General features: G+C 42.7%; 27 protein-coding genes. 7 read left to right on the top strand and 20 right to left on the bottom strand.

The genetic code is table 11. The annotated features are described in order from the left end of the window. Positions 1-197 precede the first annotated feature (197 nt). The 10 genes from OEV42_02350 to OEV42_02305 form a co-directional block, all read right to left on the bottom strand. Positions 198-743 (bottom strand): iron transporter, encoded by a 546-nt coding sequence (locus OEV42_02350; GenBank protein MDH3973097.1) that lies wholly within the window; start codon positions 741-743, stop codon positions 198-200. Between the two features lie 82 nt (positions 744-825). Continuing rightward, positions 826-1,587: a hypothetical protein gene (locus OEV42_02345; GenBank protein ID MDH3973096.1), complete on the bottom strand. Its 762-nt coding sequence runs from the start codon at positions 1,585-1,587 to the stop codon at positions 826-828. After that, entirely contained in the window at positions 1,577-2,116 is a 540-nt protein-coding gene (locus OEV42_02340) for an FMN-binding protein (GenBank protein MDH3973095.1), read from the bottom strand. The genes OEV42_02345 and OEV42_02340 overlap by 11 nt, the downstream gene beginning before the upstream one ends. Next, positions 2,116-3,297 carry a porin gene (locus OEV42_02335; GenBank protein ID MDH3973094.1) on the bottom strand — a complete coding sequence of 394 codons (1,182 nt, stop codon included), beginning with the start codon at positions 3,295-3,297 and terminating at the stop codon, positions 2,116-2,118. The genes OEV42_02340 and OEV42_02335 overlap by 1 nt, the downstream gene beginning before the upstream one ends. Positions 3,298-3,459: 162 nt before the next feature. Beyond that, a complete protein-coding gene (locus tag OEV42_02330; GenBank protein ID MDH3973093.1) occupies positions 3,460-3,900 on the bottom strand; it encodes a hypothetical protein in 441 nt (146 codons plus the stop codon). A 73-nt stretch (positions 3,901-3,973) separates the two neighbouring features. Beyond that, the gene (locus OEV42_02325) at positions 3,974-5,383 is read right to left on the bottom strand and encodes a 4Fe-4S binding protein (GenBank protein MDH3973092.1); all 1,410 of its coding nucleotides are present in this window, start codon (positions 5,381-5,383) and stop codon (positions 3,974-3,976) included. A 133-nt stretch (positions 5,384-5,516) separates the two neighbouring features. Then, positions 5,517-6,740, bottom strand: coding sequence for an FTR1 family iron permease (locus OEV42_02320; protein MDH3973091.1), 1,224 nt, complete (start codon positions 6,738-6,740; stop codon positions 5,517-5,519). A 131-nt stretch (positions 6,741-6,871) separates the two neighbouring features. Further along, positions 6,872-7,642: a peroxide stress protein YaaA gene (gene yaaA / locus OEV42_02315; GenBank protein ID MDH3973090.1), complete on the bottom strand. Its 771-nt coding sequence runs from the start codon at positions 7,640-7,642 to the stop codon at positions 6,872-6,874. A 17-nt stretch (positions 7,643-7,659) separates the two neighbouring features. Then, entirely contained in the window at positions 7,660-8,061 is a 402-nt protein-coding gene (locus tag OEV42_02310) for a hypothetical protein (protein ID MDH3973089.1), read from the bottom strand. A gap of 18 nt (positions 8,062-8,079) precedes the next feature. Next, complete coding sequence (locus OEV42_02305; protein MDH3973088.1) at positions 8,080-8,256, bottom strand: PCP reductase family protein; 177 nt, start codon at positions 8,254-8,256, stop codon at positions 8,080-8,082. 209 nt (positions 8,257-8,465) lie between these two features. Here OEV42_02305 and OEV42_02300 point away from each other — a divergent pair, with 209 nt between their 5' ends. The 3 genes from OEV42_02300 (at position 8,466) to OEV42_02290 (ending at position 10,296) form a co-directional block, all read left to right on the top strand. Beyond that, positions 8,466-9,125: an SDR family oxidoreductase gene (locus tag OEV42_02300; protein ID MDH3973087.1), complete on the top strand. Its 660-nt coding sequence runs from the start codon at positions 8,466-8,468 to the stop codon at positions 9,123-9,125. A gap of 1 nt (position 9,126) precedes the next feature. After that, positions 9,127-9,642, top strand: a complete 516-nt coding sequence (locus tag OEV42_02295; GenBank protein MDH3973086.1) for a hypothetical protein — start codon at positions 9,127-9,129, stop codon at positions 9,640-9,642. Between the two features lie 216 nt (positions 9,643-9,858). Further along, positions 9,859-10,296 (top strand): nucleoside 2-deoxyribosyltransferase, encoded by a 438-nt coding sequence (locus OEV42_02290; GenBank protein MDH3973085.1) that lies wholly within the window; start codon positions 9,859-9,861, stop codon positions 10,294-10,296. Positions 10,297-10,382: 86 nt separating this feature from the next. On the opposite strand, the gene recQ is transcribed toward OEV42_02290, so the two are convergent. Further along, a complete protein-coding gene (gene recQ, locus OEV42_02285; GenBank protein ID MDH3973084.1) occupies positions 10,383-12,188 on the bottom strand; it encodes a DNA helicase RecQ in 1,806 nt (601 codons plus the stop codon). Positions 12,189-12,605: 417 nt separating this feature from the next. Between recQ and OEV42_02280 the strand changes: the two genes are divergently transcribed. Both OEV42_02280 and OEV42_02275 read left to right on the top strand, forming a co-directional pair. Next, complete coding sequence (locus tag OEV42_02280; protein MDH3973083.1) at positions 12,606-13,658, top strand: L,D-transpeptidase family protein; 1,053 nt, start codon at positions 12,606-12,608, stop codon at positions 13,656-13,658. An 81-nt stretch (positions 13,659-13,739) separates the two neighbouring features. After that, positions 13,740-14,138 carry a hypothetical protein gene (locus OEV42_02275; GenBank protein ID MDH3973082.1) on the top strand — a complete coding sequence of 133 codons (399 nt, stop codon included), beginning with the start codon at positions 13,740-13,742 and terminating at the stop codon, positions 14,136-14,138. Positions 14,139-14,196: 58 nt separating this feature from the next. On the opposite strand, the gene OEV42_02270 is transcribed toward OEV42_02275, so the two are convergent. Further along, the gene (locus OEV42_02270; protein MDH3973081.1) at positions 14,197-14,574 is read right to left on the bottom strand and encodes a response regulator; all 378 of its coding nucleotides are present in this window, start codon (positions 14,572-14,574) and stop codon (positions 14,197-14,199) included. 251 nt (positions 14,575-14,825) lie between these two features. Here OEV42_02270 and OEV42_02265 point away from each other — a divergent pair, with 251 nt between their 5' ends. Beyond that, a complete protein-coding gene (locus OEV42_02265) occupies positions 14,826-16,091 on the top strand; it encodes a diguanylate cyclase (GenBank protein ID MDH3973080.1) in 1,266 nt (421 codons plus the stop codon). Positions 16,092-16,128: 37 nt separating this feature from the next. Here OEV42_02265 and OEV42_02260 read toward each other — a convergent pair whose 3' ends face one another. From OEV42_02260 to OEV42_02245, 4 genes are all read right to left on the bottom strand, one after another. Then, entirely contained in the window at positions 16,129-16,884 is a 756-nt protein-coding gene (locus OEV42_02260) for a cytochrome b/b6 domain-containing protein (protein ID MDH3973079.1), read from the bottom strand. Positions 16,885-16,953: 69 nt separating this feature from the next. Continuing rightward, a complete protein-coding gene (locus tag OEV42_02255; GenBank protein ID MDH3973078.1) occupies positions 16,954-18,177 on the bottom strand; it encodes a cytochrome c3 family protein in 1,224 nt (407 codons plus the stop codon). Between the two features lie 10 nt (positions 18,178-18,187). Beyond that, the gene (locus OEV42_02250) at positions 18,188-18,760 is read right to left on the bottom strand and encodes a hypothetical protein (GenBank protein MDH3973077.1); all 573 of its coding nucleotides are present in this window, start codon (positions 18,758-18,760) and stop codon (positions 18,188-18,190) included. Positions 18,761-18,803: 43 nt separating this feature from the next. Next, positions 18,804-19,238: a PepSY domain-containing protein gene (locus OEV42_02245; protein ID MDH3973076.1), complete on the bottom strand. Its 435-nt coding sequence runs from the start codon at positions 19,236-19,238 to the stop codon at positions 18,804-18,806. 647 nt (positions 19,239-19,885) lie between these two features. On the opposite strand from OEV42_02245, the gene OEV42_02240 reads away from it, so the two are divergent. Next, positions 19,886-20,770, top strand: coding sequence for a response regulator (locus OEV42_02240; GenBank protein MDH3973075.1), 885 nt, complete (start codon positions 19,886-19,888; stop codon positions 20,768-20,770). A 357-nt stretch (positions 20,771-21,127) separates the two neighbouring features. On the opposite strand, the gene OEV42_02235 is transcribed toward OEV42_02240, so the two are convergent. From OEV42_02235 to OEV42_02220, 4 genes are read right to left on the bottom strand one after another with little or no spacing between them, the layout of a single operon-like run. Beyond that, entirely contained in the window at positions 21,128-21,397 is a 270-nt protein-coding gene (locus tag OEV42_02235; protein ID MDH3973074.1) for a diheme cytochrome c, read from the bottom strand. Further along, a complete protein-coding gene (locus OEV42_02230) occupies positions 21,394-21,906 on the bottom strand; it encodes a peroxiredoxin family protein (protein MDH3973073.1) in 513 nt (170 codons plus the stop codon). Before OEV42_02230 ends, OEV42_02235 begins: the two co-directional genes overlap by 4 nt. Next, a complete protein-coding gene (locus OEV42_02225) occupies positions 21,893-22,861 on the bottom strand; it encodes a hypothetical protein (GenBank protein ID MDH3973072.1) in 969 nt (322 codons plus the stop codon). The genes OEV42_02230 and OEV42_02225 overlap by 14 nt, the downstream gene beginning before the upstream one ends. Positions 22,862-22,904: 43 nt before the next feature. Further along, positions 22,905-24,578: a hypothetical protein gene (locus OEV42_02220; protein MDH3973071.1), complete on the bottom strand. Its 1,674-nt coding sequence runs from the start codon at positions 24,576-24,578 to the stop codon at positions 22,905-22,907. Positions 24,579-24,729 lie beyond the last annotated feature (151 nt).

Below are 24,729 nucleotides of genomic sequence, written 5' to 3'. Positions count from 1 at the left end.
TGGAAGTAGAGAATATATTCAATAACTTATTTCTATTTATAACTCTACTATGCAATAGGGTTATGTCAAGTCAGGCAGGAGTATGATGTTCTTATTATAAATGGACATTCGGTCAATGTGTGGCATTACATTTATCATCCCCGACCTTATGGAAAGAAGGCCGGGGATGATTTGAAAAGAGGGGAGGTGAAAAGGGCTCAGTACCCCCCTTTTTTTCCTGCACCAAGAAAGTTAAAGGTCCACTCTAACTGAAAGGGCTCAAACCAGGGACCAACACCTGTCTCCCTGTCCGTATGCCTGCCAAAACCGTTAGCCATAGGATTAACGATATTTAAGACGAGTTTGTATTTGCCAAGCCCCGGCATTTTTACGTTGTCACCGTAGTGAGGGCCGTCATTTGCTATCATGGGCATCATCATTCCTTCTATCTTTTCATTGGTTGAAAGGTTAATGAGGGTATACCCGATGGAGAGGTAGGGAATCCATTCGCCTGTAGCAAAACCGTTAGGATTGTTCTCGTCTGCACTAATATCTGCTTCGATGTGAATATCCGAACCTTTCCTGGGAGACATGGCGTGAGGCCCTGAGGCAGGTTCCATTTCAATCGGTTGCAGATAGACGGCGGCAATCTCCATACCGCTATTCGTCTGAGGTAATCCTATGGGAGTTTCTATGGCGGCAGCCGGTAAGAAAGATAGGAATATTAAAGATATTGATGCCGTGACTGTTTGTATTGTTTTCATTTTTTATCTCCTTTTTACTTAATTTAATGGTTTATATTAGTTTCTTAAGTATTGATAAAGATTGCTGAAAATGGCGATTACGCTATGCCTTTCTTTTTATCCCTCTTGCCCATATACAGATACCAAAGAGGGAAAGGAGGAGAAAGAGGGCTGCAAAGGTATCCATAATGAATACGCCCCATTTACCCATAAATCGACCGCTGTGCAGATCGAGCAGGAATCGTTCATAGCTGGGACCCCTGCCCCGATAATTATGGAGGACATTTTTCCTGATATCTTCAGGTAATATTCGGGGTGAAGCCCAAAGGATTTTGCCCCCTGAAAGAGGGTCCCACTTAAGGAGGTTCATGTCCGATTTAAAGATACCCTTCTTCCCCTTAACTGCGATATATAGATCTTCAAAGATGCCGATCTTTACAATTCCTTCGGGCAGCCCATGTACCTCGTCCAGTTTCTCAATCAATTCTCCATCTAAACTGACAAGCAAGAGAGAATTATCATCAATTAAAAAGATAATATCCTTGAAAAGAAGTGCAGCCCCAAGTTTTCTGATTTCGAATTTTAGCTTCTCTTTTCCAAAATAGAGATCACTCCCGGCCTGATAAAGCCACTCCCCATTTACTTTAAACCCTTTTATGACTGGAGCTTCCTTAATGCCGTACCAGGTGAGGATGCTTTTAGAGCTTACATGCTTTGCCGCAAGTTTAAGGTCCTCACTATGATTAAGCAAAAAGGCCGTTATAAGCATAAGGAGGATAAAAGGCGCAATCATGAGCCCTATGTATCGATGCCAGATAAAGAGAGGACGCATCCTGAGTGATCTGCTTTTATTCTTATTTTTCATAACTGCCTGCTATCGCTCCATCAAGGTAAAGGGCGAGTTTTGCTATTTTTTTTAGGGCTCTAACGGAAAGCGTTGCCCCTGTAATTCCATCGATAGAGTGGGAAAGCTCTTTCCTTTTATCTAAAAAGAGCCCTTTAAACTGGTTTGTAAAAAAAGGATATTGAACTTCTCCTCCACGACTTTCACGATAGACAAGCACCTTTACCTGCTCAATCTTCCCCTCATTGATAATCACTGCTGTTGTAATCGGTTCCTCTTTTCCAATCTCTTCAAGAATCCAGGCCGTTCGCTCTCCTTTTTGCCAGTAGCGAACTCTTAAGACACCAAGATCACGCCCCAGTATCTTTTTGATACCGGAGCGGAGATCTTTGGTAATCCACATGGCTTTTCTTTGGGCTGTGGCACCGTCAAAGGCTTCTTTAATAAAGTTAGCCTGAGGTTGAAGTGTTTCCTGAGCAAAAGCCGTTAAGGCTATAAGGCAGAAGAAACCCGAAAGAAGGGCAATATATGTTTTTCTGCAAGGCACCATTAAAACTGGTAACCTACACCGATGTTATAACCATCTGTTTCATTACTGTCAGTGTCCTGGTTCTGTATATCAAATTTAATAACAACGTTCTCATCAGGCCAGATGTTGATACCGAAGTCTGTTTGCTTCATCTCGGAATCGACAACAGAGTTTCCAGCTTGATTGTCCCACTCACTGCGGCGGGCAAAAATGCCAATATGCTTGCCGAATTTATATGAGGCTTCCAGGTAACCACCTTTCTGCTCGTCATATCCGTCGGTTTCAAAGCTGTCATTATCAATATCCCACTTTGCATAGAGCGCTCTAAGTCCAAAGCCGCCTTTATTGATGACAGTGTGAACTTCTGTAAGCAGTGCTCCGGCAGAAGAGCTTGCTTCTCCTTGAGTAATATCTTCCTGATGTTGAAGGGTTGCCGCAACTTCTACACCGGGGATGCCTAGCCACTTGATACGACCTGTAATAGCTTCATTTTCAGCTTTGGCCTTTGCAACCTTTTGACGACCATCACGAACTTTGGCTGGTGAAGCACCTACATTGAGACCGCTTGTAAGCGCTAAATCATACTTAAGCCCTTTTACTATATTTCCTGTAAGGGCAAAACCACCCTCCCACCAGGTAGAAGGAACAATATTTTTCTCAACGGGATTTCTTTCTGTACCATAAAATGTAGGAGGCTCATGAGTTTCATTCAAAATACCTACAGGAACGAGGAAAAGACCGGCTCGGAGAGTATGGTTATCGACGTATTCCATATCGATATAAGCCTGCTCCAGTTCAACTTCACCCTTATGAGCCTTACTGGCAAGTGCATGCTCCAACTCAAATTCAGTGAAGAGTTTGATTTTTTCCGAGTAGCGATGACCGATAAAAAGAACAAAACGGTGAAAATCTAATTCTTTTTTATCGGCATCATCTTCAACATCCAGATTATTGTAATGAAGTTCTCCGTAACCACCGAGTGTCGTTTTGTTGGAACTGCCTCTGCCGGCACCTGCATCAACCATATCAGCTGTTGCATCCATTTGATTTTTGAGTTGATCAATTTCTCTTTCCTGCTGTTTTACGCGAGAGGAAAGTTCCTCCAGTGTCATGCTGCTTGCTGCTGCCGTAAAGGGCAGGGTAAATAAAAACAGGGTGACGAGATATAGGGTAATAGATAATATTGCTTTTCTTGATTTCATTTGATTATGACTCCTAGTGGGTGCTTTACCTGAAGTTTACTGCTATAGAGTTTTAACGCTGACATGGCGCTTATACCCCGGCAGCTTGCTGCGGTGTAATTTATTTTAAGTATGTTATCAGATCTCTTTCGGCTTTTAGCCGGTGTCCGAAAATATCTGTTTTTACCGGTTAAATTTCATATTCATTCCCACCCCCTTTCTATCCAGTTTAAGTGCAGCTTCCTTTACGTCGGCGATAAGGGTGGCTGTACGTGCTTCAATGTCTTTTATATCCTCTTTTCCGTGCATGGCCTTACGGAGTTTGTTAAAATTCTTTTCAATCTTTATTGCCACCTTGAAGGATATAAAGCGCCTTACAGCAATTTCCATATTCGCCTTTTCGCTTTCAAATATCGCGAAATAGGCATCTGCCACCATTTCTGTTGCTTCCTCACTTTTACCCTCACGGAAAGTTGTAAGGGCACCCTTTAACGCTTTTTCTATGGTCGTTGCAGCGCCAGTCCAATTTTCCGGGTTGCTCCCTGCCAAGCCGGGGCTGGAATAAAAGAGGGTGACGAGACAAAGTAGGGTAGTGATGGTCTTCTTTCTTTTTTTCATGTTCATATTTTCCTCCTGCAAATGATATTCAATTTCAAAATAGTGATAAATTTTTTTATTAACTCTATGAATCAGCTTCCTAGATTACGGGATACCATGCGCCCATGACAAGCAGGGCTCCAACAGAATTAGGCAGGGTTGGTAATATCCTTTTTCCTGTCAGTTTGTAATGGAGGTATATACTCCAGGTGACTGCTACTGTGAGGATTGAAATCCTGATATTCCTTACAAATCCTGAACTTACATTAAAAACTTCCATTAGTGCAAAAAGCTCTGCACCGAGACCGAGTATGAGAGAGAGCAGGGCAACAGGTGCATAGGCATATCCCAGTATGGTGACTTTCTCCATGACGGTCTTCCCCTTCTCTTCCATTAAGAGAGACGACAAGGTGGTAAGCATGAAGAGGGCGAGCCCTGTAATGATCATAAAGAGGATCATAAACGATGAAATGGCAATAACATCGAGCCAGTTAAAAACGTCTCCCGCTTCAGGATAATTGACTCCTAACCACCAGGGAGGATTTTGGCCGATTAAGGAGACAAGGCCGGTCTGGAGCATAAGTCCGCCCATGAAACCTTTGAATTGTACAAAAAGAGGACTTGTTATCCAGTAAAAGCCCCCCAGGGCGAGCCCTGTTGCGAGGAAGAGAAAGGCAACTTCGTAGATATGGGGTTCATAGCTTCTAATTTGTTCTATTTCTTTTCCCGGACTTCTCAGCTTGAAATGCAATGTCCCCTTCGATTCCGGATTAACGCATCGCATGCACTCGATACAGTGCCTTGCGCTGCTTTTTGTTGAAAGATTGATGTAGGTGGGGCATGCCGTTTTAAGGCCGCCCAAGTCCCCTTTTTTAATCTCTACCATGCCAAGTCTCGAAAAAATGCCGAGAAGAATCCCGACGGGACAAAGGTGCCTGCACCAGCCCCTGAACCCTTTTGTATAACGGTAGCCTATAAAGGCAGCAATGACGGTTGTTCCACCGAAAAGGAGAAGCATGGGCTTGGGGTAGTCTCTTACGCCGATAGTCTGTCCCAGTATGGTAATAATAATAAAACTGGCAATGGGCGTCCCTTCCCACTTGATCCATTTTGGCAGGGACCTGCTTTTCCCGTTCCTTTTGTTGAAATATTCACCGGCTGCTCCCTGGGGGCAGAAGATACCGCACCATGCCCTGCCGAAAAAAATGATTGATAAAAGGAGGAGGGGAAACCAGAGCCCCCATACGGCAAATTTGACAAAAAGGAAGTAATTGTCAAGCGGTGTGGCATCTTCTGCCGGAAGAGGCAGAAAGGGCGGCACAAGGTAGAAGAGAAGAAAAACAATAAACATGGCAAAGTGAATGTAAGCGAATTTGTCCCTGTTTTTCACGAGAAATTTTTCGAGACCTTTTTCAATGGGGCCTCTTTTTTCTTCATCATTAACAAGGGCCAATGGCGATGAATTCCCAGAACCAAATCGCCCTAATTTATCTATCTTAATATGTTCCATATTTGCACTTCTCCTGATGGATTGCTTCGCTTCGCACGCAAAGAGGCTCTCTTTTTTGTCATTACGAGGGAAGCAATCTATATTGCGCTCTGTTCAATATATCTGCCGTCACTTTTTCCGGCGCTTTCCTTACTCACCCATTACCCGCAAGCATTCTCTTCTCTTTCTGTGAAAGGAAAAATTTTGTTAATCCTGCAATGATCGCAGCCATGAGCAGAATTCCCTGCAGGGTAAGACCTTCCAGCGAAGGGTAGATGCCAAGCAGATGAATGGTCGGAAAGTTTACCGCCCTGTCTGAAATCCACCCTGCTTCCTGCAACTCCAGCACTCCTTTTCCTGCAAAGCTGAATGCCAGATAATAAAGGAGGGCGCTCGTTACGGCAAAGAAAGGACCCATGGGAATTCTTACGGTCGTGTATTTAAATATATAGTAGATAAGCACGAGGACAATTGAACCTGCAATGAAGCCGTAGTAAACGTTTGCTTTACCTTCTTCTCCGGCGCCGGAAAGTAGGGCCTGGTAGAAGATGATCGTCTCCGCCCCTTCGCGGTAGACAGCCAGAAATGCCGTGGCGCCAAGAGCAAAGAGACTGTTTTTACTTAAAGAGTCTTCAACCTTGTCTTTAATAAAGGACTGCCACCTCGTCGATTCGGCTTTGCTGATTAGCCAATAGCTTACATAGAAGAGCAAAGCCGTTGCTATAAGCATGGTTATACCTTCCATACCTTCTCTCGCCTCGCCGGAAAGGGAAAAAGCGCTATTCAGTACGATTGCAGTAATAACACTGGCCACAAGTGCACTGACAGCCCCGAGATATATCCTGTTAACTTTCTCTTTATGCCCCGATCTGACAAGATAGGCGATGAGTGCGCTTATAATGAGGATGGCTTCAAAACCTTCTCTTACGATGATAATGAATGAGTCGACAAAGCTTGAAAGGGGTGAATAATTCGGGGTATCTTTTCCCGTTTTTTCATTGAGGTAAGCAGCACTCTCGTAAATCTGCCTCATTCCCTCGACTATCATATCTTTTATTTGGGAAGAGTGGAGGCCTCTGTCGATGCCCCTTCTAAGCGAACCGAATAAGGACTCCAACTGGTAGGTACGTTCTTCTGAAATATACAGGCTCACGGCACTTTCCATTCCAAGCCCCTCAAAGAGATCAAAATAGGCGTCACTGACTTTTCTTTTGGCGCTGCGGTGATCTCCCTGCTCATAGACTGTTTTTGCCTCATACAGTTTGGCTTCAATCTGATTTGCGACACCATTCCAGTCTTTTTTTTCTATGGTGTCGGCCAAGGAGAAAGATGGCGCCAGGAGAAAGAATAAAATTAGTGCTGTGAATTTGATATTCATTATCAGTACTCCCATAAAAATTTTTTGGTTTAAGGGATATTGAAATTCAATTTCAATAAGAATATCTTTTCATGGTTTGTATGTCAAGATATTTTTTTATGTGGCTTGAGGTGACGGGAAAAGAGGCTTATCTATCTTTCCCTTGTAAAAATCCATTCATCACCCGAAGAGATTGATTCTTTAAAGGAGTAGCTACCGGCATGGAATGATTTTATATGATCTGCATCAGTTAAGCGGTTCTTGATGATATAGTTTGCCATAAGACCGCGTGCCTTTTTGGCTGAAAAGGAAATTATCCTGTATTTTCCATCCCTTAGTTCCTTGAAAACGGGAGTAATCAACCTGGCCCTGAGCGCATTCTTGTTTACAGCTTTAAAATACTCCTGCGATGCAAGGTTTATAAGGACAGGTTCTTCCTCGCCTTTTACAGAATCATTAATTGCATCGGTTATTGTATTGCCCCAGAAGCTGTAGAGATTTTTCCCCGCAAATGTGCACAGAGATAGTCCTATTTCGAGACGATAGGGCTGGATCAGGTCAAGTGGCTTTAGAATTCCATAAAGACCCGAAAGGATTCGAAGGTGGTTTTGAGTAAAGTCAAAATCTTCATCGTTAAATTCCCTGGCATTAAGGCCTTCATAGACATCTCCTGTAAAGGCCATAATGGCAGCCTTTGCATTTTCAGGAGTAAAGGGTATAGACCAGTCCTGGAATCGTTCGTAATTGAGGTCAGCCAGTTTTTCGCCAAGCTTCATTAGGGATGAAATATCGTCGGGAGTCATCTCCCTCAATTTCTCAATAAGGAGTGCTGACTTATGGAGAAAGAGAGGCAATGTATAGTTTTTGAAGGTTCTTTCCTTTTCGAAGTTAAGGGTTTTGGCAGGGGAGAGGAGAACAAGCATGAATGGAGAGTCCTTTTCTATTTTATAATTTCATTGATTTGGACAGCTATTTTTTTTGATGTGCCTACGCTAACAGCCTTTACAATTCCCTGTAAATCTCCAATGGAAGGCACGGCCTTTCCTGATTTTGAGACCCTCGCTATAACATTGACTTGCTTAAAGTTGGAAAGCCTGAAGGCAGGCGCCATTGCCATGGAATCATTGAGAGTAAATGATGCAGGGAGGTCTTTTGCCTGAAGGCGTACAATAGCAAGAGGCATCTTCGGCCCCCGGGCGGCCTGGGCAAAAATAAAAAGCGTATCAGTGGGGGAAACCTTTTTTAAAAGGGCGGGAGTAATCGTTACATTTCCTCTCAGATCATTTGCAGCCATAACCGGCGCTGCTGAAAATAGTACTAGTGCTATCAGTAAAGTTCGCATTTAAATCTCCTTGTTATTTTAGTGTTGACTCTTTTCCATCATTGCTGCTTTTATTTCTTTAACCAGGTCGACTTCTATTGTCGTAAAACCTTTCTCCCCGGCAATTTTTTCTATTTTCTTTTTTACCATGGGTCTTATAAACAGGGGGGCTTTATTAATAAGTTCTTCCGCATCAGGGGTCCATGTAATAGTCATATCTTTTCATCTGCTCCTTATAATTTATATTTTTTTTTTGCTTGCTTGTCATAAAAGGATGATTGGCAGATAAATCGGTTGCAAAAAAATATCTCCTTTTGACATTAGAAGAGCTGAAGGCTAACATTAGCCGTAGCAGGGAAAAAAATTGAATCGCCTTTACTGTTTTTTAATCATAAAAACATTTTGATTAAAAGGAAAAATCTACTATGTTAAATGTTTTAATTACCGGCGCCAACCGTGGAATAGGCCTTGAACTGAGCCGTCAATTTTCGGAAAGGGGAGATCAGGTAATTGCAGTATGCCGGAATTCATCGCCCGGGCTTGATGAACTTCATGTAGGCGTCATTTCCGGTATTGACGTGAGGGATGATTCCTCTGTAAAGTCACTGGCTAAAAAATTAAGTGGCAGGCGAATCGATATTTTGATCAATAATGCGGGCATTCTGCAAAGCGACAGTCTTGATAAACTCGATTTTGAAAGTATGAAAAGCCAGTTCGATGTCAATGCCCTTGGTCCGCTCCGGGTAAGCTCGGCGCTGCTTCCTAATCTCAAAAAAGGTTCCAAATTGATCGTTATTACAAGCAGGATGGGCTCTATAGCTGATAACTCTTCAGGTGCTTACTATGGGTACAGGATGTCGAAGGCTGCCCTTAACATGGCCGCCATGAATCTGGCCAGGGACCTTTATAAAAAAAGTATTTCCGTTGGAATACTCCACCCCGGCATGGTAGCAACTAAGATGACGGGAGGGCAGGGAATATCTCCCGTCGAGTCGGTAAGAGGTCTTATCAACCGGATTGAAGCCCTGGGCCTTAAAAAGAGCGGCACTTTCTGGCATGCTAATGGCGAGGAGCTCCCCTGGTAGCATGGAACCATTGACCAAGCGGAATAAATCTGCCGGGGAAGTAAAAAAGGGACTCCTGGCTCTCGTTGCTGCTTTTGTTCTCCTTATTCCTTCTGTAATTAATTTTATGGAAAGCCTGGACTTCTCTCGCAGTGCAATAAAAGGGGAAGCAAGGATTAAGGAATACGTCCCTGAAATTATGGGTAAGGCCGGCGGCAGAAGGGAGATCAAAGATAATTACCTCATTCACTACCAGGGAATAGAAAAGAAAGTTCAGCTAGGTTCCCGAATGGTCACGTCAAAAGAAAAGGTAACATTACCCGAAAAGGATGCTCCCTTTAAGGCAGGTGACTTCCTTCCTATTATATATATCCCAAAAAATCCTCAAAAAATGATGATAAACCATGAGAAAGATCTACTTGTTGCTGCCTACCATTCACATAACAGCATTGCTTTTTTATATCTCTTGAAATTAATATCCTTTCTTTTTTTATTCATGAGTATAAGACTGTTTACCCAATCTTCATCCCGCCAATAAGATAAGTTTTTTAAATTTATTATAATCCCGGACAAAGTTTGTAAAATATTGTTTTTTTGTCAAAATTTAAATAAATGGCAAAAAAATGAAAAAGAGCAATATATGTCGCACATTTCGCAATATATGTCGCGTATTTAAAAATTAAATGTGCTATAAAAAAGCTGTTTGAATTTTACTTTTATTTTTTTTTACTTTTATATAGGAGCGAGGAAAAAAATGGTAAGAAGGAGAACAGTTTTTACGTTAATACCGAAAGATGAGGATTTTAAAGAGATTTACAATGACAGTATTAAGGAAACCTGCAATGAGCTTGGCGCAAAATGTGAGAGGTTGGATGAGGCCCTCTTTGATGATGCGTCAAAGTGTAACACTCTTTCGAAAATTTCGGGAGCCGATCTTGTCATTGCCCATATGTCAGGCTCTAATCCTGATGTAGCCTTTAAAGCGGGCTATGCCAAGGGACTTAATAAAAAAATGATTCTGCTTTCCTCCAAAGAGGGTGATATTCCGCAAGATCTATCAGACTCAAAGCACATTGTTTATTCCGGTGATGTTGAAAGTTTGAAAAAAGAACTGGAGAAGGAAATTTCAGAAAGCCTGGAAGAGAAAGATAAAAGAGATGATGAAATTCTCTGGAATAAGTTAATGATGTAATAAATTTTTGAAGGCGGAAGAAATATATTGATCACAGAAGGGGAAGCATTGAGCTTCCCCTTCTTCATTTAGCATTCTGCATAGCTTCATTCCTCACAATGCTCCTTAATAATTTTTAAAAATACCTCCCCGTACTTGGCCAGTTTTTTTTCGCCGACACCGGAAAGCTCTCTCATCTCATTAATGTTTTGAGGAAGATGTTTAACCATTTCGGACAGGGTCATGTCGTGAAATATGACGTAAGGGGGGACACCTTCATTTTTTGCAATAGAAAGCCGTGCTGCCCGCAGTAATTCAAAGAAGCGTCTTTCTTCGGGGTCAAATATACGTGTTTTGGGGGATGGCCGTGGCGCTCTTTTTTCACGTTTTAACTCTTTTCTCAGATAAAGCTTTTCCTGCCCCTTTAAAATGGGCCGGGCTGCTTCTGTTAAAAGCAGAGAGCCATGTCCCTCCATATCGACGGCAAGGTAGCTTCCGGCTACCAGTTGCCGGAAGATGGAGCGCCACTGGTGAGATTCTATATCGGCACCAATGCCGAAAGTGCTCAAATTGTGGTGACCGAATCTTCTTATTCGTTCATTCTCTTTTCCAAGAAGAATATCGATAATGTAGTTAACACCGAAGCGTTGGTCAGTGCGATAGATACAGGACATGGCCTTGCGGGCCGCCTCTGTACCATCCCAGGTTTCAACGGGAGACAGACAGGTGTCACAGTTGCCGCAGGGTTCTTCCATTGTTTCACCGAAATATGCCAGCAGCGCCTGGCGTCGGCAGGAAGTCATTTCACAAAAGCCGAGTATTGCTTCCAGCTTATGCCGCTCTATTCGCCGGTGCTTTTCCTCGGCTTCAGACATTTCCATCATCTGGCGAAGCATTATGACGTCCTGCAGGCCGTAGTTCATCCAGGCATTGGCAGGCAGTCCGTCACGTCCGGCGCGGCCTGTTTCCTGGTAGTAGGCTTCCATGCTTTTGGGGAGATTAAGGTGAGCTACAAAACGGACGTTTGGTTTGTCGATACCCATACCGAAGGCGATTGTTGCCACAATGATGATTCCCTCCTCGTTAATAAAGCGGTCCTGGTTGGCCTGGCGTATATCAGTTGAAAGACCGGCGTGGTAGGGGAGGGCGGTACGTCCCTTTTTCGTAAGCCATCTGACTGTATCTTCCACTCTTTTTCGTGAAAGGCAATAAACGATCCCTGCATCGCCGCTATGTTCATCTTCAATGAAGCGAAATAGATGGTCCCGTGGATTTTGCCTGCTCGAGATCCGGTAACGTATGTTGGGGCGGTCAAAACCGCTTATAAAGAGTTTTGCTTTTTCAAGGGAGAGCCGCTTAATAATATCTTTACGTGTCGTATCATCTGCCGTTGCGGTGAGGGCAATCCGGGGAATAAGGGGGTATTTTTCATGAAGAATTGAGAGCTTCAGGTATTCAGGTCTGAAATCATGCCCCCATTGGGAGACACAGTGGGCCTCATCAATGGCAAAGAGGGAAATTTTTGATTTATCAAGAATTTGGAGCATGCGCGGCATCATAAGACGTTCAGGCGCAACATAGAGAAGATCGAGACTGCCGGTTACAAGCTGCTCCTCGGCATGAAAGGCTTCTTTGGCAGAAAGGGTCGAATTGAGAAAGGCGGCTTTTACGCCTGATTCTTTTAATGCCGTTACCTGGTCCTGCATAAGTGAAATAAGAGGTGAGATAACGATCCCCGTTCCTTCTCTTAACATGGATGGTATCTGATAGCAAAGTGATTTGCCGCCCCCCGTCGGCATAAGTACAAGGGCGTCACTACCATTGATGATCTCATTGATGATCTCTCCCTGATGCCCCCTGAAAGAGGGATAACCGAAGGTAGTTTTTAATATTTCAAGGGCTTTTTGATTCATGAATTTGCAGCCTTTAAGCTCTTTAATTAAGTAACAAATGAGTCGAAAGGTTAACACATTGAAACAGGACTTGGCAATGGCGGTAAATAATGTTTACTTATAATTTTTTTCAATTTCATTAGTGTGTTATCTCGAGTGTGCCCGAACAAAGTGACAAGCGCCCCTGGGGTGAAAGGAGACATCTTTACCCAGGGTATCTCCTCGTACTGCGTTGAAATGACATCTTTTTGGATGACTCACTTTCAATTAATGAGCGCAAATTTCTAAGCGGACCGCATTGATATTGTGCTATGTTTTACGTTGCAGTGAAGGATGGAAATATTGAGGAGATATTTCCATTAGGGGAAACAGGGGAGACAGTGGCGATGGTCACTCACTGCAAGAGGAGTATTAAAAGTACATAATAAGGAGACTCAAATGAGAGTCATTGGAACGGCCATATTTATCATTTTCACATCACTGGTGTTAGCATTCCAGGCTTTATCAGATACATTTACAATTGATACTGAACTGGACAGGGGCGCTTTTGCGGTAAAATTTCAAGCTAATATACCTGACGGAAGGGATGTAAAAGAATTTACCCTTTATCGAAGCACAAATTACCTGGAAGTATTTGGTGAAGGGGAATTAATTAAATATCCTGTTACGGTTATTAAAATAGCGGCGGAAAAAGCAGGGAATTCATACCTCGACAGGTATGTAGCGCATAATACTGCCTATTATTACAAGGTAAAGATGGTTGATACCCATGGGAATGTCACATGGAGTAATACCTCTGAAGTGAAAGTCCCCGACGTAAATCCCGAAATCAACGGCAAGGTATCAATACTGGTTGATAAAGTACATTACATTCTTGAAATCAGCGATGGCTCAAAGATGATAAAACGTTATCCCATCGCTCTTGGTGCAAATCCTAATGATCGCAAGCTGCACCAGGACAATGCGACGACACCCGAAGGAACTTACCACATCTACGGAGTGAAACCACAAGCGACATATTATCGGGCCTATGATATAAACTATCCAAATGCTGTGGATAGGGCAAGATACAGGATATGGAAAGAAAGAGGGTTAATAAAAGTACGAAACGGAAGTATTCCCACTATTGGCGGTTCCATACAGATACACGGAATGGGTATAGAAAAGAACTGGACCTGGGGCTGTATAGCCATGCGAAATAGAGATATTGATGAACTTTTTGAAAATAAACATATTGGAAAAGGGACGACGGTAACAATCATTGGTAAGGAAGTAAACCGGAAAGATGTTGAACAATGGACGGAAAACCATGGCGAAAATATGATCAGGTCCATTCAGGAGAAATTGATTAAATATAATGCAGGAGCCATAGATGGCGAGTTTGGCTTTAAAACCAGCCTGGCTATCGGACGTTTTCAATTTGAAAGGGGATTGCCGCTAACATGCGATGTTGATTCTCTTACGATAAGTGAAATTTTAAATCAACTTTAAAGGGAATTTTCAATATGAAATTGTCCTTGCTTTTGATAGAATTACCGGCATTATAAACCAGGAATATGAGGGATTTTAAAAATGTCCGTTTTTTTTAAAAGTAAAAAAATTGAAGTTCATTTGATGGATTACAGGAAGGCTGTCAATAAAATCCTTAAGGAGGACGGTTTTAATCCAATATGGCTAAATTCCCTCTTACCTGAAAATGCCGCTAAACTGGATAGACTTTACGGTATGCTTCAGGCAAAGGAACTGGAGCCTTCAGAGGCGGCAAAAGCGATTGAAGTGGGTACACACTTTTTTAATGAGCATAAGGATGATGCCGGGAAAGCTGACTGGCCCTTAAAATATACCGATAAAATCCCTGATGAGTATTCAAAAAAGGAATGTTTCTATTTAGAACAGGTAACGGAAGCGGTTACCAAAATTATCAAAAAGAGGAAAAAATCAGTTTTTGCCTGCCTGGGCTTCGGTAAATGAGCGCTATCTGATGCATAGGATTATCCTTTAAGCAGCAGTTGGATTATGGCTTCCGGAGCTATGGGGGAGAGCATAACCTGATGACCTTTTTAAGGTCAGCCGGTTCAAAGGGCTTTAATAGTAAATCCGTTGCGCCTGCCTTAACGCACTCCTCTACTCTTTGTTTCTCAAAATTGTCAGCCATGGCTATGATGGGGATTTTTTTGTGTCTCAATTCATTCCTTGTCATTCTTATCAAATTGAGACCGCCCGTACCGGGTAGATTGACTTCCGTTATAACGAGATCAAAGAAATTATTTTTGTTGTAAAGTTTAGTCAGACCTTCTTTTCCATTAAGCGCAAATTTAACGCTATAACCGGCATCAATAAGTATTTTGGTAATAATATCTCTTGTCTGGGTAGAATTATCCACCAGCAGGGCCTGTTTGGGTTCCATAGTTAAAACCTCCTGACAGAAATCATTTCCTCCTATTTGCAGAGTATAGTCAGCATAATTGGGTAGATCAAATTTGTGCTGAAAAAAAGTGCTTGACTTATAGCAGTTCGTGGCACAACAATAGTATCGTTACTCAACTATAGTAGCGTTTGTTCTGCCTCAAACTGTGGGGACATTAATAAGAGGCTATTCCTTCCTTCTTCCATGAGAAGCAGGCAAAACTTTACAAGAGATTCAACCGACGGCGGGCTATGAATCATAATCCTGATGTTGAAATAAAATCGTCTTCAATTTCTGTCAAGAATCATTTAAAAGTTATTTCTCTTACTTTTCTATTCATCTTACTCCTTATTTTCGGCGGCTATTATTACCGCTGTGAAAATTTAATCAAGGAACAGCTTTTAAACCAGGCCAGGGCCTTTTTCCAGGAAATTGTACTGACGCGGGACTGGATTGCCAATCATGGCGGCGTTTACGTAAAGATGAGAGAAGGTATTGAGGTCAACCCTTTTCTTGAGACCATTCCCGGTCTGAAGGTGGTAATCAGGGATGAAGAGGGACAAAAATATACCCTGAAAAATCCGGCTCTCGTTACAAGAGAAATTTCAGAACTGGGTCAGCATGAAAGAATCCTTAAATTTCATATAACAAGCCTGACACCGTTAAATTCTAAAAATACGCCTGATTCCTTTGAGGAAGAGAGCCTTAACAAGTTCAGAGAGGGCCTTAAAGAGGTTTATATATTTGAAGAGAAAGGTGATGAACATTATTTCCGGTATATGGCGCCTCTCATTACAAAAGGGGCCTGTTTAAAATGTCACGGCTTTCAGGGCTACCAGGTAGGTGACATCCGTGGAGGAATCAGCGTTTCCATTCCGGCCACAAAGACCTATCATGAGTTGAATGAAAATAAAGTTATTACTTTTTTCACCGCCAGCGCAATTTTTATTTCCGTGCTTATCGTCATTGTTTCCACTTCCAGGAAGAGCCTCGCCAAGCTCCATGAGAGCCAGGAAAAACTTTATAAACTTGCAACAAGAGATTCACTTACGGGTGTGCTGAACCGGAGAGAAGGCTTTCGCCGTTTCAGTGAAGAACTTTCCAGAACAAAGAGAACGGGAGATTCTCTTTCTCTCATGATGATAGATATCGACCATTTTAAAAGCGTTAATGATAACTACGGGCATCAGAAGGGAGATGATATTTTGAAAGAGGTCGTATCGACTATACTGAAGACGCTCAGAGATTATGACCTGATGATGAGATATGGTGGGGAAGAGTTTGCCCTTTTGCTTCCATCGACGGCAATGGAGAAAGCTATTGAAGTTGCTGAAAGGGCCAGGGAAAGCATTGAAAATATGGACAGCTTTTCTGAAGTTGGTCTTGAAAGAATAACAGTCAGCATCGGCGTTTCACAACTGATTCTCGATGATACGCTTGATATATTGATCTCAAAAGCTGATACGGCCCTCTATATTGCCAAGGAGAGAGGGCGTAACAGAGTTTATACGAATTAAGAGGGGGAATTGCAAAATCCCCCCTTGATTTATTTTCTTACTCTTCCTCCGCATCGACAGGCTTTTCTTTAAAAAATTTCCTCCCTGAAAACATGGCTGAAATGATGCCGTTTCTTTCCCTCATATCCGATACTACTGCTGCTGCAATATGGATAGCTATGAGGATGAGAAGTGCGTAGTAGAGGTTTTTATGGGTCCAGATGTAGGGTGATCTGAATTTCTTCATCTCCTTGTATTTTGCTGCATCTACATTCTCTTTTGAGTAGGGTTTTATGAGATCCAGCTTTGACTGGTCTTTGGCAATCCATTCCTTCATTTTGTTTCCAATGGGTGGGTAGTAGATATCTGTTCCGGCAATAATGAGCCCTGTGCCACCCTGAATGAGGAGCAGGGCCAGAAGGACCGCTACCATGAGCCTGCCTATGGGATTATGGCCGAGCCAGCCCGGAGCATCTCCTGAAATGAATCCCTTTGCATATTCACCAAGAGCACACATATAACCTTTGCCTCCCGGAAGAATAGCTTTAAACCGGGCATAGCGGTTTCCAATGAAACCCCAGACGAGACGCCAGGTCAGGTTTATGCAGAATATATAGCCTATGTATACGTGTATCGTCTTTAGCAGTATCTTACCGTCGGTGCTGATGCCGAGCTTCTTGTTATAAAGAATGACTGTTCCCACAGCTATGAGCCCGAGTACGCTTAAGAAGTTTATCCAGTGAAACCAGCGTGTCGTCCTGTCCCAAACCTTGTATTCCCTAAATCTTTTAATTTCTCTGCTGTTATCATTCATGTTGTCCTCCATGTTTGCGTTTGGATAGGGTAACCACGGGGGGTTACCCCTACGTTAATAAATCATCATTTAATCATCATCATCGTCATCATCATTGTCGCCGAACCATTTCCTGAATATGCCTCTGCGGTCTTTATGGTCATCGTCATCATCGTCGTCGTCATGATCACCTTTTCCCCTGCGGCCTTTACGGTAGTCATCATCAATCATGCTTTCATTTTCACCGGTTTTATCGGTACCGTAGGTACGCCCTTTCATATAGACCCTGTGGCATCTCAAACAGTCACGATATTCTCTTATTCCTTCTTCACGGTGTTCCGAAATAATTCCCCTGGTGGCATGGACATGACAGTTCATGCAGGTATAGACTTTGTAGTTCTTTGTTTCGTGGCATTTGTTACAGGCCACCCTGTGCTCTTTGTCGAGCGGGAAGTATCTGTCGTGATCGATGGTGGCCGGTTTCCACTTTTTCGTGCTGTGACAGGCTTTGCAGTCATTTCCAGCGGTGGTGTGAAGCTCATCTTTCGGTCCTTTGTGACAGTCCGCACAAGGTGTAGCCGTGACATTTTTGTGGCTGAAAGTGATCTTCTTCCAATTCTTGGTATTGTGGCAATTTTCGCAAGCATCGCCGTATTTGCGGGGGTGTGCTTTGTCTGCTGCCGACCTGTGACAATCAACGCAGGGAGTAGCACTTACCTTGTCATGACTGAAAGTAATGGCCTTCCAGTCTTTTGTGGTATGACATCCTTTGCAGGCGTTACCATATTTACCGGGATGTGCTTTTTCTCCTGCCCCTTTGTGGCAGTCTGCGCAAGCTATAGCTCTTACTTTTTCATGCTTGAAGGTAATTTCCTTCCAGTTCTTTGTTGTATGGCATGAACGGCAATCATTACCGTACTTACCCTTATGCGCCTTTTCCCCTTCCGTTACATGACAGTCCTTACACCGGGCCTTTGTTGGAAGCTGTTTATGGTCAAATTGATGAGTTACTTTTCCCTTACGTCCCTTATGGTCCGTATGGCAGACGAGGCAATCTTCTTTTTTCAGTTTTTCGTGTAAATCTTTTATAGCGTCCTTTTTGCCGATACTCTTACTATGGCAATCAGCAGCGAAGCATGATTCAGCAGGAACACGCTTAAAAGGCGCATGGCAGTCCTTACATCTCAGCTTGGAATGCTTTTCGATAACATCTCCCGGAGAGTAGAGGGGGGCAGGGTACTTCATGCCAAGCAGAATGAGTAGAGACGCTACCAATGCCCCGATCATCATATAGAATGAATAACTCTTTTTCATAATAACTCCTTCAAAATCCAGAATAGTAAAGGGCTGAAATGGCATGGTAGATAACCATAATGCCCAGAAATGAAATAATCGGCATATGGGCGCTTCTCCATTTTGACAGGGCATCAGATGCAACAGTCAAGGCCCAGAGCCGCTGTTCAATTTCATCATGGTCAAGGCCGCTTTCCTCAAGTTTTTTCTTTTTTGTCTTTAATTCCGCCTTGGCGTTATTGTAAACATAGCGCCCAATCAGACCACTTATGAAGGCGACGCACATAAAGATAAGGGTAATGACAGGTACTATTGCCGTGAAGTGTGTCCCCGTATGAACGAAGATGATAAAGGTGCCGAAGATAGAGAGCCACTCATGCCCCTGCAGCCAGTTTTTTGCTTTGCCGAAGGTAATCAGTTTTTTTCGTTTTCTCATTGAATAAAGAAAGGAGAAAATAATAAGTGATGTTCCAGCTATTCCTGTTATGAGCCTGTGCTTTACCACACCGAATAGGTCAAGAATAATCTCGATGAGTATGGCATTTGCCACGACGAGAAATATGGTCAGAAAAAGCCCCGACATCCTGGTAACGACTATTTTCATAATTTCATCCTCTCAGATTAAATTGACCCTGCAAAATAGTGTCTTAATAATCATCGTTTTCAACTTTCAGAACTTTACCGCTTCGGGAATCGATATAGACTTCCTTTTTTTCTCCTTTTGATGTTCTTATCTTAAATTCATACTTACCTCTTTCAAATTCAACCTTTATTACTTCTCCAGGCACCCTCTCAAGAGCGACTTTAGTTGCTTCATCAAGGGATAGACCTGCTTTTTCAATAACCTTTCCCTCTATGGCATCGATGTAGACCTTTTCTTCCTTTCCCTCTTTTGTGATGATGTTTACCTCATAGAGACCCTGCTTAAGCTCTGCCTTAATAACCTTGCCCGGCACTTTAGTCGTTGCCAGTGTCAAAATGTCGCTTAAAGGTAATATTGATCCTTTTTCTTCTCCCAAAAGGCTGCTTGTTGGGAAGAGCAGGGTAATGGTTGCTATTAATAAAAATAATCTTCTTTTCATTGTTAAGTCCCCCTATTTATTTATCAGTTTAATCATCCTATCGAAAAGTATAGCAAAGGAAAAATTAAAGAAAGATTAAAGGATTATTTGTATTTCATTTATTAGCTTATGTATCGATTATATTAATTTGTATATTAAAGAAAGATTAAAGAATCCACGCCCAGAGAACGTTGCCTTGCTTGAGCCCTAAAAGGGCTTGCTTTTCCTTCCCGTTAAAAGGCAGCCGAGTGTAGCCGTTGACTGAGGATGAAGGGCACAAACTGTCTGCCAGAATCTCTGGTCGCTGCGAGTTTTGTGCCCAACCAAGGCAACGGTGGAAGGAGGGGAGTCCCGCCTTGGCGGGACCAAGTTTTAGGGCGGCCTTTCTTTTGTTACTTTTCTTTGTACCCTCAAGGGGCATAAATCCAGCAAAAGAAAAGTAACAATTATTATGGCATAGCCTTTTAACTCTAATTTCGCCCAAAGGACGGGGATTTCAAAGATTAATTAAAAATCTTCTTATATGCTTGCCCGGTATTAATAAAGCTTCCCTAAAGGCTTTAAAAATAGTTAGTGAGGAATTTTATTGAATAATTTTTTGACAATGCTACTTCATAAGTTATTCTTTTTATAAGGTCATTGATTACTAATAAAAAGGAGCAGTCATTTTGGTAAATAATTTGAATGACTATGTGGGCTGGGTTGCTTCTATGGAGGCAAAGGCGGCCAATATTTACAGGAAGTTGGCCCTTACCGCTACCGATGATGAAGACATGGTAGCCTTTGCCAGAAAACTATCTGAAGAGGAGGAGTGGCACTACAGGGCGATAAGAAGTGTGGACAAGGAAATTATCAATATTGTTGCCAGGAAAGAGAATTCCAGCCTCATAGATAATAAGGCAATAAGGCGTATTGAAAGCGCTCTTGAAGAACTGGAAGAAGTGGTTGATTCGGGAGATCTTTCTATTGAAGATCTTCTGGAAAGCATTCTTTCTCTTGAACTCTCAGAACTGAACACTGTTTTTATAGAGGTTGTTGATCTCTTTACGGAATATAAAGTGGAATTGCAAGCCCTCAGGTCTCATGTAAGAAGGCATCAAAACAGTATCGAGGCCTTTGCCGGTAAGAGGGGTATTGCAAAAAAGAAAGAGCCTAAAAGGGGGGAAGATATGGATCCGGCAGGTAATTCTATTCTTATTATAGAAGATGAAAGTGCTATAAGGGATATTCTGGTACTGGCTCTTAAAAAGTTTGGTACTGTTGAAACGGCGCCAAATGGGATGGAAGCGCTATGTATGGTAAAAAAGAAGCATTATGATCTTATCTTTTCAGATATTGACATGCCCGTCATGACAGGCATAGAATTTTACAATTCATTTATCAGTGCCGATCCTTATTTAAACAGGCGGATTCTCTTTTTTTCCGGAGCTATCGGTAGTGATGAAAGAGATTTTATTAATAAAAATAATATGAAATGTCTTGAAAAGCCGTCGACACTGGCTGAGATCAGGGAAAGGGCACTAAATATATTAGAGAGGGAGCCTGAGAAGTAGGGTCTTCATCGTTACAATTATTTCAGATGCCGAGGAGTCTGTCGGACTTAAGAAATTACAGCGAGAAAAAGTCATTTTGAGTCAGATTTTTTGATTAAATGAGGCGAAATTGAACATATTTAACGAATTTGTCCAGGCTAAAGGTATTTTATAAGGCTGGAAAAGAGAAATACAAGGAAGATTATCCAGAAGGTTCTGAAAAGGTTTTTGAATATTTTCATTTGCTATTCCTGCTATCTGTAAAAAGAGAATTTCATAATAAAGACAAAGTTGTCATAATTCAACAGAATAATTATTACAGCTAAGAATATGTCCTTAAATCTACATTGTAGATTTTTTCAGATATTGATTATGGCGCTATTTCCTGGAATTCTTCTTGAGGTAAGAAAAGATTTTTTCAAACTCCGCTTCTGTTAACTGATCGATTCCCTTCTGTTTCATCCTGTCCTGCATGACAGTCATAATCATGCGCCACTGCTTTGCCTTAAGCATGGAAGGTTCGGGAAGCTGATGGCAGAAACCTGCACACCTGATGGTAAAAAGCTCTTTTCCTTCATCTTCCGCATAAACGGGAGAAGTGCTTAAGAGAATAAGCAGTAATACAAAAGGAAATAATAACTTCATCATAATGATCCCAGGACTGTTCGCAGTCTCGACCCGTCAAGGTAATCCTCATTCATCCTGATAATCCCTGTGGCATCAATAACGACGGTCGCTCCCATGGCGCCGTCATAATAGTTTTCCAGAAAATCATTAATGTCGGCCAGGGTAGTGAAGGATGTGCCATAACCTCCTCCCAGTTCGTTACTCCTTACCTGAGCAACGGAAGAAGAGACATAATCAACGAGGAAAAATTCAACACCGGGAAAGTTGGGTACCGTGTTGTTTAGCATATCTGTGGTATGCTGGTCACAGACAGGACACCACATGGTGAAGTAGAGTACGACAGGAGTGCCGATATAATCTGATGGAACGTTAATCGTATTACCGAGGGAATCGAGAACGGTAATATCTGCTGCCGGCTGAGATAAGGATGAACTCTTATCGGTGCCGACAGGGTTTAAATCATCCATCATGTCGCTGCAACCTGAAAGGAGAAGTAATGAGGCAATTATTGTGGCTCTAACGATAGACATGGCTTACTCCAATGCTGATAATGTCCGTTTTTGGAAAGTTTTCCCCTTCATAACCATGGCTCCATGTCGCTTTATATACCCAGTTTCGATTCATTGTCGAAAAGGCTACCGTAGCTGAAACAGACTTTTTACTCATTCCTGATGCATCATTCTTATGTCCATCAATGGTCTCCTTCTCTTCAGTAAGATCAGTGTAAGCTGCCGTAAAGGTGAGTGAATCCATAGATTCAAGAAAATGGGTGTAACCAAGAGAAAATGTCCCAACATACCTATCGCCGAGTTTGAGGTCGTAGGGTTCGATATATTTGCCGTTTTTCCTGTTAACAGGCCTGGCTGCATGTGTCCCGTAAGTAAATTGAGCAGAAATATTCCAGGGATAGATGGTTTTATCGAGAAGCATGGTACCGTCAAGGCGATAAACTCCACGTCCCGTTATATCTTCTGTCTTGTCGATATCATCATAAGGAGAGATACCTGTTGGTATGGTGAGCGTTGCGCCAAAGTAGGCAGCAGGGATAAGGTCAGCGGCACTTCTTACCTTCCAGACGCACTTGATATCATCGAAGTTCTCATACCAGAATCCGAGTGCAACATCACCGAGGCCGTTCGTCCTTTCCCTTCCGTCTGCATATTTATTATCATTGTAGACGTAGGGCAGGGAGATACTCCCCTGCCACCGGTCGGCAAGCCTCAGCCCATAGCCGAGGTTAAGGCGGTATTGCTTGTAGTTTGCTCCCTCTGGGTCATCCTGATGACTTCCACTCTTATCCCAATATCCCTTATACTGCTCATAATCAAAGGTCGCATTGGACATGGCCTTTGAAATTTTGGGCAAAAGGAGTGATGCAGCAGAACCACCGCCGCAGCATGAAGCCGCCAGGGCAGATGTGGCAGTAAGTAATACGGCCCCAGCTATGAGGGCCGCAGATATGAGTTTAAAATGTGAGTGATTCATAGCGTTTGTGCCTTATGCAAATATCTGGTTAGGAAAGTAATCATTACATTTGCATTCCGGCACCGGTTGAGGCCATTATAGTGGCATACTCAGTGACACCATCTGCCGCAACTTTAACAGAATCGTTAACTGTCAGGCTAATCTGAAACTCATATGTCATTTCTGCCATTAAGGGCAGACCGGAAATAATCCAGTGTCCATCTCCATTGTCTAGGGCTGGATAATCAACACTATTATAAGTAACTACGACGGAAGTACCTGCTCCTACTGTCCAGGTAGCATCACTTTCATCAGTAAGTGTAATACCATCAGTAAGCGGCTTATTGGCCATAAGCATTGCCATGTTTTCAGCGGCTATAAAAAGATCCAGGCTATAGGTATTATCCATTGCTTTTGTCAAACCGTCATTAAAGAGAAGGTATTTACGGGCAAGGGGATCTCCCGCCATCATCATGCCTTCCATCATCATTCCAGCAATCATGTCAGTTTGACCACCATTGAGGGTTGCTCTAAAAGTATCGCTACCCATTTTCATCATCACAGGTGGGTAGAAGTAGGCCTTGTCTGATGTTGCGCCACTCTTTTCTATTGATACCTCTATCTCCCAGAATCCCATGGAAGAACCATCCATCATGACACTTCCCATGGCAAAGTAAACGTTGAAAGTATAAGTACCGTCACCGTTATCGGTCTGACTTTCAATAGGCGTTCCATGAGTGTGACCGCTGCCCATATACATTTTCGGTTTTAGTTTAAGGTCAAGGCCGGAAAGGGGAGCACCTTCACTGTCGGTTATGCTCAGATCAAAAGTTGTTCTGCCGGCCGTTGGAGGCATCATTCCTTCGATAAATTCTACCCTGTAGCCTGATATATTAGTAAAGGCAACATAGGAAAAGGGGAGGGTACCCAGTTCGGCTGAATTCAGATCTGTTTTATCGTTTCCCCCGGTCCTGAACTTGAGGAGAGCATTAACAAAAAGCCTCTTAATATCTTCGGGGATTTCCGTTGTTGATGTTCCGTTAAAGTATGTGACGGGAGATGCACTGTTGAGCCCGTTAAGAGTACCATCGGCCAGATCCTGAGCCAAAGCGGTAAACATTGCAAACTGTTGCTCGGGATTGGCAGAAGCACCGAATTCTTTGGATAACTGGCTGAAAGTAGCGGCTCTAAGTCCTGCCAGTCTTTGCTCTACAGAAAAGGTTGATGCATTGGCAAAGGTAGCGTCCACCGGTTTAACTGTTATATCCGGAAGGTAACCAAATGCACCCTCAAAGGCAGTTTCTGCTTCAGTGATTGTCAAACCATGATTAACAACAAGATTATGTATAATAGTTGAGGCAGGTGTCAGGTGGGCTGAAGAACCAAGAGCTCCCGCCTTAATATAGGCAGCCATTGGGCCTGCCGCTACTCCGGCAAGTCCTGTTGCTTCGTCTGTAAATGTACCGCCCGTTGATTCGATAATGATGTAGTCACTATTTGAGCCGGCCGGGATAGTAACGTTAAAGCTGCCATCGGCTGAAGTCGTAACGGGGCCTGCAATTATATTGCCGTCTTTATCTTTCACTGTAATGATGGCGCCATCTATATGTGAAGCAAAGGCAGAGCCTGTTGTTGAAGATACTCCGCTTGAACCTCCACTGCTTCCGCCACAGGCATAAAGTATTGTCATCGATATCGCCATTAATAGGGCGTATTGTGCAGCCTCAACTATCTTCATAAAAATTCTCCTTGGTAGTAAAATTTGTAAGTTGTTTTATTAAACCGCTTCCTTAATACAATTGCCGTGCCAAAAAGTTACGGACTGAAAATTACCGATAAAACAGGTAGTTACCTTGATGGCTGTCAGTCTTGCGTTTAAAAGATGTGCT

The sequence above is a fragment of the Deltaproteobacteria bacterium genome (genome assembly GCA_029860075.1).
GTDB lineage: Bacteria > Desulfobacterota > JADFVX01 > JADFVX01 > JADFVX01 > JAOUBX01.
Note: the sequence above shows the minus strand (reverse complement) of the source record. Positions and strands in the feature narration are given on the sequence as shown.

Coding starts and splice junctions, on each gene's coding strand:
- OEV42_02305 (MDH3973088.1), bottom strand. CDS start 8,256: ATGACTATTACATGGACCCCTGATGCGGAAGAACTTATTAATAAAGCC.
- OEV42_02325 (MDH3973092.1), bottom strand. CDS start 5,383: ATGGAACATATTAAGATAGATAAATTAGGGCGATTTGGTTCTGGGAAT.
- OEV42_02320 (MDH3973091.1), bottom strand. CDS start 6,740: ATGAATATCAAATTCACAGCACTAATTTTATTCTTTCTCCTGGCGCCA.
- OEV42_02310 (MDH3973089.1), bottom strand. CDS start 8,061: ATGCGAACTTTACTGATAGCACTAGTACTATTTTCAGCAGCGCCGGTT.
- OEV42_02350 (MDH3973097.1), bottom strand. CDS start 743: ATGAAAACAATACAAACAGTCACGGCATCAATATCTTTAATATTCCTA.
- OEV42_02280 (MDH3973083.1), top strand. CDS start 12,606: ATGAGAGTCATTGGAACGGCCATATTTATCATTTTCACATCACTGGTG.
- OEV42_02300 (MDH3973087.1), top strand. CDS start 8,466: ATGTTAAATGTTTTAATTACCGGCGCCAACCGTGGAATAGGCCTTGAA.
- OEV42_02330 (MDH3973093.1), bottom strand. CDS start 3,900: ATGAACATGAAAAAAAGAAAGAAGACCATCACTACCCTACTTTGTCTC.
- OEV42_02235 (MDH3973074.1), bottom strand. CDS start 21,397: ATGATGAAGTTATTATTTCCTTTTGTATTACTGCTTATTCTCTTAAGC.
- OEV42_02290 (MDH3973085.1), top strand. CDS start 9,859: ATGGTAAGAAGGAGAACAGTTTTTACGTTAATACCGAAAGATGAGGAT.
- OEV42_02255 (MDH3973078.1), bottom strand. CDS start 18,177: ATGAAAAAGAGTTATTCATTCTATATGATGATCGGGGCATTGGTAGCG.
- OEV42_02220 (MDH3973071.1), bottom strand. CDS start 24,578: ATGAAGATAGTTGAGGCTGCACAATACGCCCTATTAATGGCGATATCG.
- OEV42_02230 (MDH3973073.1), bottom strand. CDS start 21,906: ATGTCTATCGTTAGAGCCACAATAATTGCCTCATTACTTCTCCTTTCA.
- OEV42_02225 (MDH3973072.1), bottom strand. CDS start 22,861: ATGAATCACTCACATTTTAAACTCATATCTGCGGCCCTCATAGCTGGG.
- OEV42_02295 (MDH3973086.1), top strand. CDS start 9,127: ATGGAACCATTGACCAAGCGGAATAAATCTGCCGGGGAAGTAAAAAAG.
- yaaA (MDH3973090.1), bottom strand. CDS start 7,642: ATGCTTGTTCTCCTCTCCCCTGCCAAAACCCTTAACTTCGAAAAGGAA.
- OEV42_02275 (MDH3973082.1), top strand. CDS start 13,740: ATGTCCGTTTTTTTTAAAAGTAAAAAAATTGAAGTTCATTTGATGGAT.
- OEV42_02340 (MDH3973095.1), bottom strand. CDS start 2,116: ATGGTGCCTTGCAGAAAAACATATATTGCCCTTCTTTCGGGTTTCTTC.
- OEV42_02270 (MDH3973081.1), bottom strand. CDS start 14,574: ATGGAACCCAAACAGGCCCTGCTGGTGGATAATTCTACCCAGACAAGA.
- OEV42_02265 (MDH3973080.1), top strand. CDS start 14,826: ATGAATCATAATCCTGATGTTGAAATAAAATCGTCTTCAATTTCTGTC.
- OEV42_02345 (MDH3973096.1), bottom strand. CDS start 1,587: ATGAAAAATAAGAATAAAAGCAGATCACTCAGGATGCGTCCTCTCTTT.
- OEV42_02335 (MDH3973094.1), bottom strand. CDS start 3,297: ATGAAATCAAGAAAAGCAATATTATCTATTACCCTATATCTCGTCACC.
- recQ (MDH3973084.1), bottom strand. CDS start 12,188: ATGAATCAAAAAGCCCTTGAAATATTAAAAACTACCTTCGGTTATCCC.
- OEV42_02260 (MDH3973079.1), bottom strand. CDS start 16,884: ATGAATGATAACAGCAGAGAAATTAAAAGATTTAGGGAATACAAGGTT.
- OEV42_02250 (MDH3973077.1), bottom strand. CDS start 18,760: ATGAAAATAGTCGTTACCAGGATGTCGGGGCTTTTTCTGACCATATTT.
- OEV42_02245 (MDH3973076.1), bottom strand. CDS start 19,238: ATGAAAAGAAGATTATTTTTATTAATAGCAACCATTACCCTGCTCTTC.